Annotated in this window: 13 protein-coding genes and 1 pseudogene; 11 read left to right on the forward strand and 3 right to left on the reverse strand. The window is 39.1% G+C overall.

The window, feature by feature from the left end:
- The first annotated feature begins 26 nt into the window (after positions 1–26).
- The 8 genes from ACQY3F_RS07695 (at position 27) to ACQY3F_RS07730 (ending at position 6682) form a co-directional block, all read left to right on the forward strand.
- Entirely contained in the window at positions 27–1529 is a 1503-nt protein-coding gene (locus tag ACQY3F_RS07695) for an FHA domain-containing protein (RefSeq protein WP_428354289.1), read from the forward strand.
- 6 nt (positions 1530–1535) lie between these two features.
- Positions 1536–1916, forward strand: coding sequence for an FHA domain-containing protein (locus tag ACQY3F_RS07700; protein WP_428354290.1), 381 nt, complete (start codon positions 1536–1538; stop codon positions 1914–1916).
- Complete coding sequence (locus tag ACQY3F_RS07705; protein WP_428354291.1) at positions 1917–2747, forward strand: MotA/TolQ/ExbB proton channel family protein; 831 nt, start codon at positions 1917–1919, stop codon at positions 2745–2747. It begins immediately after the preceding gene.
- 30 nt (positions 2748–2777) lie between these two features.
- Positions 2778–3437 carry an FHA domain-containing protein gene (locus ACQY3F_RS07710; RefSeq protein WP_428354292.1) on the forward strand — a complete coding sequence of 220 codons (660 nt, stop codon included), beginning with the start codon at positions 2778–2780 and terminating at the stop codon, positions 3435–3437.
- Between the two features lie 49 nt (positions 3438–3486).
- Positions 3487–4344: a PP2C family protein-serine/threonine phosphatase gene (locus tag ACQY3F_RS07715; protein ID WP_428354293.1), complete on the forward strand. Its 858-nt coding sequence runs from the start codon at positions 3487–3489 to the stop codon at positions 4342–4344.
- 105 nt (positions 4345–4449) lie between these two features.
- Positions 4450–5694, forward strand: a complete 1245-nt coding sequence (locus ACQY3F_RS07720) for a protein kinase domain-containing protein (protein ID WP_428354294.1) — start codon at positions 4450–4452, stop codon at positions 5692–5694.
- A 17-nt stretch (positions 5695–5711) separates the two neighbouring features.
- Positions 5712–6434 (forward strand): hypothetical protein, encoded by a 723-nt coding sequence (locus ACQY3F_RS07725; RefSeq protein ID WP_428354295.1) that lies wholly within the window; start codon positions 5712–5714, stop codon positions 6432–6434.
- On the forward strand, positions 6431–6682 hold the full coding sequence (locus ACQY3F_RS07730; RefSeq protein ID WP_428354296.1) for a hypothetical protein: 252 nt from the start codon (positions 6431–6433) through the stop codon (positions 6680–6682). The genes ACQY3F_RS07725 and ACQY3F_RS07730 overlap by 4 nt, the downstream gene beginning before the upstream one ends.
- A 320-nt stretch (positions 6683–7002) precedes the next feature.
- Here ACQY3F_RS07730 and ACQY3F_RS07735 read toward each other — a convergent pair whose 3' ends face one another.
- Both ACQY3F_RS07735 and ACQY3F_RS07740 read right to left on the reverse strand, forming a co-directional pair.
- Entirely contained in the window at positions 7003–8079 is a 1077-nt protein-coding gene (locus ACQY3F_RS07735) for an IS91 family transposase (protein ID WP_428352924.1), read from the reverse strand.
- Positions 8076–8983: pseudogene (locus ACQY3F_RS07740) on the reverse strand (tyrosine-type recombinase/integrase). The gene ACQY3F_RS07735 and the pseudogene ACQY3F_RS07740 overlap by 4 nt, the downstream one beginning before the upstream one ends.
- Positions 8984–9050: 67 nt before the next feature.
- On the opposite strand from ACQY3F_RS07740, the gene ACQY3F_RS07745 reads away from it, so the two are divergent.
- The 3 genes from ACQY3F_RS07745 to ACQY3F_RS07755 all read left to right on the forward strand — a co-directional run bounded on the left by ACQY3F_RS07745 (position 9051) and on the right by ACQY3F_RS07755 (position 12650).
- Positions 9051–9782, forward strand: coding sequence for a hypothetical protein (locus tag ACQY3F_RS07745; RefSeq protein ID WP_428354297.1), 732 nt, complete (start codon positions 9051–9053; stop codon positions 9780–9782).
- A 71-nt stretch (positions 9783–9853) separates the two neighbouring features.
- The gene (locus ACQY3F_RS07750; protein ID WP_428354298.1) at positions 9854–11716 is read left to right on the forward strand and encodes a protein kinase domain-containing protein; all 1863 of its coding nucleotides are present in this window, start codon (positions 9854–9856) and stop codon (positions 11714–11716) included.
- Positions 11700–12650 (forward strand): hypothetical protein, encoded by a 951-nt coding sequence (locus ACQY3F_RS07755; protein WP_428354299.1) that lies wholly within the window; start codon positions 11700–11702, stop codon positions 12648–12650. Before ACQY3F_RS07750 ends, ACQY3F_RS07755 begins: the two co-directional genes overlap by 17 nt.
- A 95-nt stretch (positions 12651–12745) precedes the next feature.
- On the opposite strand, the gene ACQY3F_RS07760 is transcribed toward ACQY3F_RS07755, so the two are convergent.
- Complete coding sequence (locus tag ACQY3F_RS07760) at positions 12746–13333, reverse strand: hypothetical protein (RefSeq protein WP_428354300.1); 588 nt, start codon at positions 13331–13333, stop codon at positions 12746–12748.
- Between the last annotated feature and the right edge of the window lie 14 nt (positions 13334–13347).

A 13347-nucleotide genomic window follows, 5' to 3' on the forward strand; every position in this document is an offset into this window, starting at 1 on the left:
ATTTCTTAAAATTACAAGGGAAAAATATGCGTTTTTCAATAGTTTTAATATTATTTATTACTAGTTTTCAAGCTACAGCAAGTAGTGCCTGGCAATGGCAACGTGAATGTCGAGTACATAATAGTGATACTAAATGTACTATCTGGTTTAATCAGCAACAGAAGTTTGACCAAATTAAGGTTAAATCAAATGGTAACTTGTTAGCCATTGAGCAACAAAGCTTTCTTCAGACTAAATCACCGTCTGTCAATGCAGTTTTATTACATTTAAAGGGAGTATCACAGTCTCAGTTGCTGGAAATTAAAAAAGGTCTGAATAAATTAATAGAGAATAAGCGCGACTTTCAGAAGTTTGCTTTGTATGGCTCAGGTGAGGGATTGCAAATTCTTGCGCCAGTAGGCGTGGGAAAAGAGCAATTAAAATTAGCTATTTCAAATGTAGCGCTTTCTGAAAGGATTAGGAATCCTGTCAATGATTTGCTTGGAGTCATTGAAACTTTAGGCGGCAGTACTGAAAGTCGAAAAGTAATTTACTGGATCACAGTCGGAGTACCTTTAACAACTGCTCAGATTGCTCAAATTAAACTAAAAATGACTCAAAATAAAGTACGCTTAGTTATTATGCAGTTAGCTTTATCTGAACTTTTGGTAAATAGTTTCCCCGCATTAAATCAACTTAGTAATACGGTATCAGGACTTTATTCTAGTCAGCAACATGGTAGCTGGGTTACTTCAATAGCAAAATTAGCTAATTATAGTAATAATGGCACCTCCCTTTCTATTAATACACAGAATTTATGTGGAAATAAGGCGCTTAAATTTAGCACTCACTTTTCAGGTTCCGAGGATAACACCACAGTCACTATGGCATACCCCGTATGCCACTCAGCTAGTTCTGGAGGCGAAGGACAAAGAGAAGCTGGTACTGAGCAACAAACAAATTCTGAGGCCTCAGAAGAGACAACGACGAGCTCTACAGATGAGTCTTCTACAACGTCCGAAGATGAAGGGCGTAGTGCAAATGGAGAGACTCACTCCGACTCGCAGGTGGGGAGTGATGGAACGTCAACTGATGCAACTATCAAGACTGAAACTAATAATGAACAAGGTTTAACTAAAGTAATCATCAGTGTCGTGGTTCTAGCTTTACTTTTACTTTTATTGATTCTATTGATGATAAAAAACAAAAAGAAAAAAGAGGTTCCTCTAGAGCCAGGAATTGAGCAGGAAAAAACTATTTATGGATATTTGATTGTTCCTGTCTCTGAGGGAGAGGGTTCTCGCCGAATTGCTCTAACGAAGGTTTCTAGCACAATGGGTCGTAGCCAAGAGAACGATGTTATTTTTAGTGACAATACTGTTTCTGCTGTTCATGCGCAGATAAAGTTTGAGCGCAATGGTGCGGTAGTACTTATTGACTTAAATTCATCTAACGGTACTTATGTAAATGGGGAAGAAGTTGTACAGCAGAAATTAGAGATTGGTGATGATATTGTGCTAGGTGATTTCCCGATTAAATTTGGAGAGTAAAATATAATGATGAGATTTATAGTAGGTCGAGATGATTCAAATGTTGATGTGTTTATACCAGATGAGAGTGTTTCTCGTCGTCATTTAGCTATTGAAGTAGATAGTTCTAACCAAGTTTATTTGCAAGATTTAGGCACAATGAATGGTAGTTTTATATTACGCCATGTGGGCAAAGTGAAAATAAGTAATAAACAAAGTGTTAATTTATCTGACAGAATTTTACTGGGTGGCTATGAAACAACCGTTGCAGGTTTATTAAATTTGTTTACTAATAAAAATCCGAATGCATCCCAGGAAAGTGATTACCCAAACAAAGCAACTCAAGCAAAAAAAGAAATTAGCCGTTTTATCATTATGGAGGACGGTCAACATGCGAGGAAAACCTAAATGAATATTTCAAATGCAATACTTATTCGCATTATCGGTCTTGTTGTTGCTTTATTATGGATTGTTTTATTGAGTTTTACATTGCCTGTTGAGGTTTCTTCTCAAGGTAGCTTTAAGTGGCATGATTTTCTTATTGCAACTGAAGATCCTATGTACCCGGCAAATGTTCAGATTTTAATGTGGATAGCTTTTTTTTATTGCCTGGCCGAATTGGCAATTCAATGGCTGCATTTAACAGAAGAAAAAATACAGTTATCTCTGTTTACTCTTTATCAGAACCCAAGTCATGTGATGGTATATACGGAGCAAGGTGAAACTCAAATACATTTAGATGAAAATGAAGCACTAAAACCTGAATTATTAGCGGCAATTTATTATGCAAAAAGAAAAATTGTCCCCGCAAATTCATTGATTGGAAGTTTATTCAAAAAGATTAACTTTCAGTTTCAGAGCACTAACGATGTTGGGGACGTTTATACCATCCTGAATTCTGCAATTGACTTAAAATTACATGATGTCGATTTACGCTATACGGTTATTAAATATCTGGCATGGTTAATTCCCACACTGGGTTTTATTGGTACGGTGATAGGTATAGCAGTTGCTCTAGATAAGGCTGGAGCACTTCCCCCAGGAGACCCTCAAATGTTGGCAAAAGTTATTCCACTATTGGCAACGGCATTCTATACCACCTTATTGGCACTCATTTTATCTGCCATAATAATGGTGTTACTTCAACTGATACAGGCAAACGATGAGCGGGTAATTAATTCTGCGAGTTCGTTTTGTATTGATAATATTGTGGCTAAGTTAAGACCAAGATCTGAATAATCATTTTTTTATTTTTTAGAAGGAAAATTTATGAGTAAGTTTGATACCGATCCAACCGTGCTAAGTAGTAAAAAGACTAAGAAGCTTTCTCCCTCAGGTAATAGGCTTTCCCAAGAAAACACAGGGAATAGTTCAACAGATAGTGCAGCTGAAACTATAAAATTAGATAAAAACCAATCGGTAGCAGGTAATCCTAAAGGCAATCATCTAGAGAACTTTAGAGATGAAAGCGGAGCTATGGGAGGTGCAAACCTGAATGAGCCGTCAGTTGAAAACTCCTCCGTCACACAAAAAGCAGGGAATAAAACTATTTTTATTAACCGATCTTCTGTTAGTTCCGATACAGCTGAAAAACCAATTGTTGGATGGTTAGTTATTATTTCGGGTAAGGGTAAAGGTCATTCATTTTCCTTTTCTTATCTGCGACACAAAATTGGGCGTGATAGTGGGCAAGATATTGCTTTAGCCTTTGGAGATGAGAAAATCTCCAGAGAAAATCATGCTTCAATAGAGTTTGATCCAAAATTACGTAAGTACTATTTAATGAAAGGTGAAAATCTTGTTTATTTAAATGATGGGCGGGTCGGATCGGAGGATAAGGAAATTCAAATGGGAGATAAAATAACTCTCGGTGATACTGACTTACGTTTTGTTCCCTTTTGTGGTGAAGACTTTGACTGGAAGGATTAAGTTGAATTTAAACTGGGTTAAGTTAAGAGTTTCAAAAGGGTAATTCTTTATGCAAGCAATATGGAGTGCTTCTCAAATTCAAGGAGGGCGTGATTATCAAGAAGATTATTTTGCTGTTATTGAAAATGACAGTGTTTTCTCAATGGGTGAAAAAAAGGAGATCGAACCAGGCCTATTAGCAGCGCATCAATCTTTATATTTATTAGCAGATGGTATGGGAGGGATGGGACATGGTGATCTTGCTGCATCAACTGTTATTAATGTTTTTATAGACTCCTTTCTGAAAAATCAGCAGTTATCATTAGACCTTGTTGATATTTTACATAAATCACTGCTCTCAGCGAGCCAGGCTATTACTGCTTTAGTTGAGGAAAAAAAGGAACTTAAAGGCATGGGGTGTACGCTGATTGCCTTGCTATGGGATAGCCAATTGGCGACTGTGCAGTGGGTAAGTGTTGGAGATTCATTATTAGGGGTTATGCGCGATGGGCAATGGCAAGAGCTAAATACTAAGCATATTTGGCGAAATGTATATCATGAAAAACGCTTGCTAGGTGATCTTATTGATGAGCAGGAAGCAGCCGAAAATGGAGATGCTTTATACAGTGCAGTTGATGGTACAGATCTGACAGAGGTTGATATGGCAACACTTGCCATTCAGCCCAATGATGTCATTATTGTTGCTTCTGATGGATTGGAGGTGCTTTCACCAGCGGATATTCAGCAAATTTTAAAGGAAGGCTTAGATAACCTGGATAAGAATTATACTTTAGATATAGCTTTTCATAATATTCATTCCATACGCCAGCAATTATTTGCGGGAGTGTCAGCACAAGATAACAAGTATCAGGATAATACCAGTGCCATCGTTATTGGTTTTTATACAGGTCTCAGTATGGATTTATAGTATCAAGCGAATCAGACTGCTTCGCACCATCAATCATAGAGTAACAAAATCAATCACTTAAATTTTTGTTATTCAAGAGTTGCTTTATTAAAATGAGATAGATAGATGAGTCATAATGAACCCGGGGGATTGCCACCAGGCTATGAGATAGCAGGTTTACGGGTTATTCGCTTTTTAGCTAGCGGTGGGTTTGCTAATACCTACCTGTGTGAAATGATTAATCAGCATGGTTTACAGCAATTATGTGTTTTAAAAGAGCTATATCCAATGGATATAGTAAGGCGACGAGGTCCTTATTTTGAAATACTAAAGGATAATGATGCGCGTGCTGATGAAATATGGAACGCATCAGTTGAAAATTTCACCTATGAAGTGCGTGCCTTACAGTTACTAAATATAAATAATATTCCCAAGTTCCTGGATGTGTTTGTTGCTAATAATACCTATTATCTTGTTCAGGAATATATTGAGGGTATTAGCTTATATGATTATCGGTTAGGTTTAGAGAGTGAGCCTCTTAAGATCGGTACGACTATTCAATTATTGAAAGACTTATTACTTACTTTAAGAGCGATACATCATAGTGGGCTTTTACATCGCGATATCAAGCCCGATAATATAATAATACGGGCAATAGATAATAATCCCGTAATTATTGATTTTGGTGGTGTGCGTTTTGAGGTGGGTGGCGTTAGCTATAATTTTTATAGGCGTATTGGCTCTGGGTATAGTAGCCCTGAACAAACAAGTGAAACACTAGAGCAAAGTCAACCATCTGATTTATACGCTCTGGCTGCAAGCTTTTATTTTTTACTCTTTGGTGAAGCGCCTCCTGACAGTAATGACCGCCTTTTAGGCAAGCCCGAAAAGGGTTTCATGTTATTTGCTGATATTTGGCCTGCTTATTTTTTAGAAAGTTTGCAACGGGCTTTTTTATTGTCTAGCAAAGCCAGGTTTCAATCAGCCGATGAATGGCTATTAGCGCTGGAGCAGGATGATGAGAGCTTAACTCCTTTGAAAATCTGGCGAGTAGGTCGTGACCCAGAACAGGTTGATATACTGCTACCAAACTGCTCCGATACTGTCTCTAGGGTTCATTTGGAAATTCACTTGTATGATGATGGGGTATGGCTGATTGATTGTTCAATAAATGGGATTACAGTGATTAAAAACCATGGTTGTGGCCAGGGAGGTGTAACTGATTTTATAGATAAAATAGAACGCCATGAAATTGATGGTAAGTATTTTCTGTCAAAAGATGAATGGTTCGTAGATGAACGATTCGTGACACTTGATTTGGCTGGAAATATGTATTTATTAAGTGACTTGATTGATTTGAAAGATAATTGAATAGGCATATGCAAAAGATGAAGCTTACAACTAAAATATTGCTAGGTATTTTATTGCTATCAACTAGTATGGTGGGGATAGGGTGGCTATTTAGTATAGGAGGAATGGATAAAGTTAATGAATGGTACTCAGGCGCATTCCCATCAGGAAAATCCACCACCGGTAATACAGTTGATAGTGGTAAGCAAGTAAATAACGTGCCAACCTTACAATTACCAGCAGTTAGAGATGAAAGTATTGCTGAAGCTACGCCAGTTGATAATACAGCTGAAGCCCAGGCCGTTGTCACTAAAAAAAATACTGAATTGGGCTTAGGTGAAAACTCAGAATTAACTATTGCTAGTAATTCCAGCGATGAATACGGTAATACTTATTATCATATTGGTCAGTATTATAAAGGAACCCCAGTCTATGGTGCAGCATCAGTACTTGAAGTGGAACAAGGCAAAGCTATTGTTATATCAGGGAGCTGGGTAAAAAATATTAACCTGGATATACAGCCAACATTTGATGCAAAAACAGCACTGCGAAAAGCTCTAGATGTAATTGGGGTGCCTGTTAATCGGGTCGTAAAAGAGTTTGGTAATGCTGAGTTGATTGTCTTTCCGAATAATCGGGGGGCAAAATTATGCTGGTTAATGCAAGCAACATTAACTAACCCAAGTTCTAATGCAGAGATATTTATTGTTGATGCAAATGTACCAGAAATATTAATTCGTACAGAGGCTATCATGCAATGAAAGCAGTAATGTATTTTATTATTATGGCTTTATTACTGGTTTCTTTGCCAGTAAGACCTGCCACTGCCACTGTAGTTGATGTTATTGATTTTAATAAGAAATGTATTCTAATTGACAGTGTTTTAGATGTTTTACTAGAGCTTCCTAGAGACCATACAAATTCAGCAGTACCAAATTGGATCAATAGATTTGTTGTGCATAATAAGCAGCATTTAGATGGAAAGGCAAAAGGGGCTTATAACGAATAAGGTTAGATTGTGATCGCGAAGCGAGCCACAATCTGAACCGTTTGTTGGACAAGCCCGGCACGATAGTAGGAATTCATTTAATGCGCTCTATGAAAATAGCTTTTTGTTGATCAGCCCGACTGATGAATCGAACCTCTGTTTTTACCTGTTTAACTGAACTTTGAGCGTTGTCCATTGCAGTCAACTCTCAAAGTCCAAGTATCGGAGCAAAATTCTGCCTTAATCTCCGATTTTAGCCCAAGCAACTCCCTCAGCATTTAATCCGCTGATAGCCTGGGTCGAAGTGTTTAAATTTACATAAGCGCTAGTGATTCCAATTGTTAAGTTGGCAAAGGCTGAAACATTATTTCCACCCTGGGTATTTGCCGACGCCCAACAACCATCGCCCCGCCACAACATTTGCAACTGAATGCCGGCCGTACTTTGAGTGCACGCAATATCTTCGTCGGGTCAAACTTTAGCAGGGAGTGAATCAACTTAATAACACCCTTGCTATTCGGATGTAAAAAGCCATAATTGCGCGCACGACGAAAGCCTTTAGGCAAAACATGTTGCAGCACCAGCCACAGAAATTTAGCCCCCGATACCGTTTTGGTTTGATAGCGTTTGGTTTTGCTGTCTTGATAACGGTAGGTTACTTTGCCATTTTGGCAGGATAAGATATCCTGTTCACGAATCACACCACGATACAGGTATCGACCCAGATATATCAATGCTTTATCGCCTGCACCGACAAACTTACAATCGACCACCCATTTTTCCGGAATAGCTGTGGGAAATGGCAACTTTTCTTCGTTCATACGCGCTAGCATCTTTGCACGAAATACTTTTGCTAGTGCTTTATGATGAAACAGGTATTTGCCTTCCTTAGTGCGCCAGAGCTTCTTGATTTTATCCACGATTGCCGCAGGCATAATGACATGAATATGCGGATGATAATTTAATTCGCGTGAGTGTGTATGTAAGACAGCAATCGCCCCGGCATCGCCTTGCAACTGCTTATCATTTTTACTAAAACTCTGTAAAGTCGCCCAGGCACAGTCAAACATCATACTGTAAAGTAACCGCGGATGCTGCCTGGCTAACGACCTTAACTGCGCAGGTAAGGTAAAGGTATTCATAAAATAATCAGCAGGGACTTGTTTTTGTACCTGTCGTTCAATCCATTGTTGACTCTCATGATGTTGACAATGCGGGCAGTTACGCTGGCCACAGGAATGAGGCACAAAGGTTTGATAGTCACAGTCTGCACAGTTAACCTGCATCACAGGACTCAGCTGTGTCCGACAGCTCTTCATGGCATGTAATGCACTGATCTGATTGGAGCGTAAACGAGATTGATACTCGCTTAAAAAGTCAGACTGAAATTGATCAATCACTGCAGCTAGGGTTATCATGAAATCTGCCCCCAGTGAATAGAAAAGTCATTGACTAACTGATTAATGTGCAGCTCTGCATTCTCATCGGTAATATCGGTCAAATGCGTATAGCGAGCCGTGGTTACTAAACTGGTATGGCCCAGAATCTTCTGCAACTCAACTAAATCAACCCCGGCTTCTAACAGGTGAGTGGCGTAACTGTGGCGCAGCGAGTGGCAGGAAATCTTTTTTTTAGTCCCATTTCTTGCGTCACAAGACGGATTGTCTTCTGGATGCCACCGCGATCAAGGGGGGATTCAGCAAGATGTGCACCTTTTAGACCCCGGGCACGGTTGGGAAATACCAGCACTGGATTTTTATGCACAGCCCAAAACTTACGCAACACCTTCAAGGTATTCACAGGCAAAGGCACAAGCCGATCCTTATTGCCTTTGGCATTGCGAATATGTACCCGCATGCGTGTCGCATCAATATCACCTACTTTCAGGCTTAAGCCCTCGCCCAAACGTAAACCTAGACTGTAAATCGTAAAATAAAAAACTCGATAGCTTAGATTACGGGTCGACATAAACAGTTGTTGTGCTTCAACCACAGTGACAATATCGGGTATACGCGTACATCGTGGTGGTTTAATCATTAGCACATCAACCCACGGCTTTTGTAGCACATGTGTATAGAAAAACTTGAGACCATAGAGATCTAGTTTCACGGCACTCCAGGAAAGGCGGCTTAAAAGAGCATGAAAATAATCCACCAGTTGATCTTGCGTTAAGTTATCCAGATGCCCCTGAAAGTGTTCCCCGATACGGCGAATAGCGCGTGAATAAGCGTCAATGGTTTTGGGTTGCAGTCCCTTAAGCTTTAAATGCTTACAGTGCTGGATATAATAATGGTTGAATTTAAGCTCTATCGATGGTGTCATAACAGTGTAACCTCATTATTGTTAGTTGGATGAGCTTACAAGTTACCTGTTATGCATATAACAGGCAATGAGGTTACACTTTAAATTTAAGGGATGCGCTGTTTTTCTCCGCGATAGCGGCTTCGTCCAACAACCCGAACAACAAGAACAACAAGAACAACAAGAACAACAAGAACAGGAGCTTCCTGTACCTACGTTAGATAAAAATACGCTAAGGTTGAGCCCCTCTACTATATTGCTAATTTTTGCTGGTTTTATCTTTGTGATGATGTTTGCTGCATGGGTGCTAAGTAGGAGTCGTCGGCACCAGTTAATATTACAACCTCAACAGAGTAATGCAACTGAAATAGAGCCATCACAAGCGTTTAAAGATTCTTCTCCTCCTGTAAAAAAGAGTAACGTGGAACAGTACCCTTCCCAAGGAAAAATACCAACCCATATTATTAGAGACAATAAGCCATTACCAATAAGCCAATCAGTTGCTGCAGTATTAAATATACAGGGGCAGTGCTTTACTCTTGAAATGGATGATCACCCTATTATATTGGGCAGAGGAAACCTATTGAATTTACCGACTAGATTAAAAGAAATTTTCTCAGAAGATGATTATATGGGACGTGAACATTGTCAAGTGTGGTATAAAGCAGCCACTCGAGAACTCTATATATTGTGTCAATCGAGTAATGGTATGGCTGTAGATGGACATGATATAGAGAAAAATGAAAAGGTTAAAACTGACTTTGATCAAGCAGTCAATATCACTCTTGGTAAAACAAGGTTGATGATTTCCCTGCAATAGCTAAAAGTAATCCTTGATTCCACCCCTACAAGTTTCCTGAATTCAACAAATAAGAAATAAACGAGCATGTAATGACAGACCACGAACAAACCCTAAAGCCCGGTAGCCAACTGGAAGAATTTCGCATAGAAGGGGTTCTGGGAGAGGGTGGCTTTGGAATCACCTACCTTGCCTTGGATACGCATTTTCAAAGGCATGTTGCGATAAAGGAATATTTTTATGCGCCGTGGTGTTTTCGCAGTGAAGGCAATAGCATAAATTCACGTAGTAACCATAAAGAAGATTTCAAATATGGACTAGACTCTTTTTTACAAGAGGCACGTACAATTTGGAAATTTAAGCATCCCAATATTGTAAAAGTTATCCGTTTTTTTGAAGCGAATGGAACGGCCTATATTGTTATGGAATATATAGAAGGTCAAACGCTAGGGTCAAAAATCGATGAGTTCAAGAATGAGTCTGGCCTAGGGATGTTTAATGAAAAAGAAATGCTTTTTGTGCTAGACCCTATTATAAATGGACTAAAGAAACTGCATGGTGCAAACGTTTATCACCGGGATCTTAAACCCGACAATATAATGTTACGTAAAAAGGGCTCGCCAGTACTGATAGACTTTGGTGCAGCTCGGGAAGCGACGGGCAATAAAAGTCAAAACCTTTCCATGATAGTGACTGAAGGGTATTCACCGCTTGAGCAATACAATAGCACGAGTCTGCAGGGTCCCTGGACGGATATCTATGCACTTGCGGCGGTTGCCTATACCTGTTTAACAGGAGAAAAGCCGGATGATGCCACGCATCGAGTTCTAGTGGATAAGGTTAAACCCTTGGTGGAAGCAGCAAAAGACCAGGGTAGCTTGAATTTCTTGAAAGCTGTAGACAATGCACTCGCTATACGCCCGGAAGATCGCCCTCAAACCTTGGAAGAATGGTGGGAACAACTCAAACAGGGTGAACAAGAAGAAGTTAATGAAGTAAAAGTAACAAGAGGAAAAGATGTTTACCTTAAGGAAATCATAGAGGAATCACTAGCTAATTTAGGGTGTCAGCGAGTAATAACATATCAAGAGAAAAAGTTTAGTGTAAAAATACCCGCTAAATCCAAATCAGGCACTCAGCTCAAATTAAAGGGAAAGGGAGAACAGGGAAAAAATGGAGGAGAAAATGGTGATTTATATGTAGAAATTACTGTAAAAAAGCCCCAACCAGTTGATGGCTCTGATATTTACCGGGTTGAAAGTGTATCTGCAGAAATAGCCCGGACAGGGGGGGGGATTGAAATTTTTGATGATGACAATGAACCTTATAAATACTACTCAATTCCACAAAATACAAGTAGTGGAGATAAATTTACACTCTCAGGAAAAGGAAAATCAGGTGAAAATGGAGGTCTGGCTGGTGATTTATTGCTGACAATAAGAGTTAATAAAGGGGGGGAATACATTGACCCTGAAAATAATGGGGAAGCAAGTGTGGAGAATTCACTCTTGTGGATGCTATTTTCATTTCAGGGGCGGCTGAGCCGAGAAGGTTTTTGGGGGTTTATGATTTTCTTTATATTAATAGAGTTGTGGCCATTAATGTATTCATATACAGGATTTCAAATTGAGTTTATTGATAGGTATTTGGAGTGGACTTATGATAATGTCGATTTGTTTCAATTTGGAGCCCCGATTCCATGGCCAGCACTTGGTCTATGGCCTGTTGTTGTGTGTAAAAATTTAGAAATAAGAGCTCATATAGGGTTATGTAATATATTGCTAGTATGGCCAATATTTGCAGTGCAGGTCAAGCGATTTCATGATATAGGGTTTTCAGGAAAAAAAATTACTCTACATTTTTGGCCTCCATTTATCGGGACTATAAAACCATTTATCTATAATCTGTTTGTTACTGGAAAATCGGGTGAAAATAAATATGGAAAAATCCGCTGAGGCGAAGAAAGTAGGATACTCAATAGATAGAGTGCTCTGCACATACAGCCACACTCATAAGCTGTCAGTTCTGCCTGTATACCCTGGCGAGGGTGGCTCAGACAATAAAAAAGGCCATATGGCCATGACAACTTATGATATGCGTGCTGGTATTGCTGTTGATAGTGATAGTAATACTGAAACGACATCCATTGACGAAATGCGTTTTATCAAAGAAGGCTGGATAGCCCCACACTGGACTTGCCAGAAAAATGCGCTTTACGTGATTGACCGGGCTTTTATTGAAGCTCGTTACTGGGACTTGCGTAAAACAAAATACAGTGCCACTGTCATTACCCGAATGAAGACGGTGTTCAAATATCAGGTTCTTGATGATATTATTGTCATTTCTGATCCCGTTAACGAGGGTGTACTTTGGGATAAAAGGATCCAGCTAAACAGCTCAAAACAAGAGTGGTGGTTAATACAGTTTATTTCGCCCGATGGCAAAACATATGAGTACCTCACTAATGATTTTACATTATCACCGGGAATGATTACCTTTCTCTATCATCGAAGCTGGGATGAAGAAAAATATTTTGATAATTACAAAACGCATATGGCAAATTCTAAAGCGTGGGCAAAGTCACCTATTGCCATTGAGCAGCAAGCTTTATTAGGGTTAGCCACTCACGTACTCATGCGATTATTTTTACATAAAAAAGGGCAAGAACTGGGTTTGGATGAAGATCACCAAACGCAACAGAAACGTCACGAACAAAAAGAAACAGCATACTGTATTAACTGGGAGGGTATCTATAATCGCGCATTTTTTAAAAAGCTCTCTAAAATTACCAAACAGGCTTGGCGCTTCTTAAAGAACAATTTTCTTAAGCAAAGCTCTCAGCAGCTCTTTGAATGCAAGCTACGCCCTGCTTTGACGGCTTACCTGTGATTAATAACGGACACCGTTAGTCACGAGGTGAATTTATTATTATGTTATGTAACGAAACCTGTGCTTTTCGTTTGGTTAAAAACTATGGTCACATCCTATTCGTAGTCCTCAGAAAACCATGACCTCATCAATAGATAAATGATTAAAGACGATATAATAAGCATCAGTAAGTTAGTGATGATTGATCTCGGCTCTGTTCCTTCCTCCAGAAAAATAACGGAATCACTGACAGTAATATTCATTGATTCGATCAAATCTATATGTCCGCTACTAATGGAATCTAGTCCAACAAGTGTGACACCTTGAGCTTCGACTTCATCATCATCAGAACCATTCGCAGTAGTCCATTTGTCTAGATTATTAGCTGGTATATAGGCTGGTTTTTTAACAAGTACGTGTACTGTTGCATTTTTTCCATCTATAATGTTCGAATAGGTTTCGGGGCTCTGTAGTGAATATATAATATAATGTACATCATCACTTTTTTCATTTACTTGGTAAGTATAACTACTTCCCCATGTTCCCCCGGTAATTTTAATATACCTGTTATTCCCTATACCATGTTTTTCAACGGTCCTAATATCAAACGTTGTTAGGCTTCCTGATGTTATGTTTACCCAAAGACCATCTGCACCATTCCAAATTCCAATTGCTGCAGCAATAATAATAATTAAGCGGATCATAATATGTTAAATAA

Source organism: Methyloprofundus sp. (assembly GCF_965251085.1).
Classification (GTDB): Bacteria; Pseudomonadota; Gammaproteobacteria; order Methylococcales; family Methylomonadaceae; genus Methyloprofundus.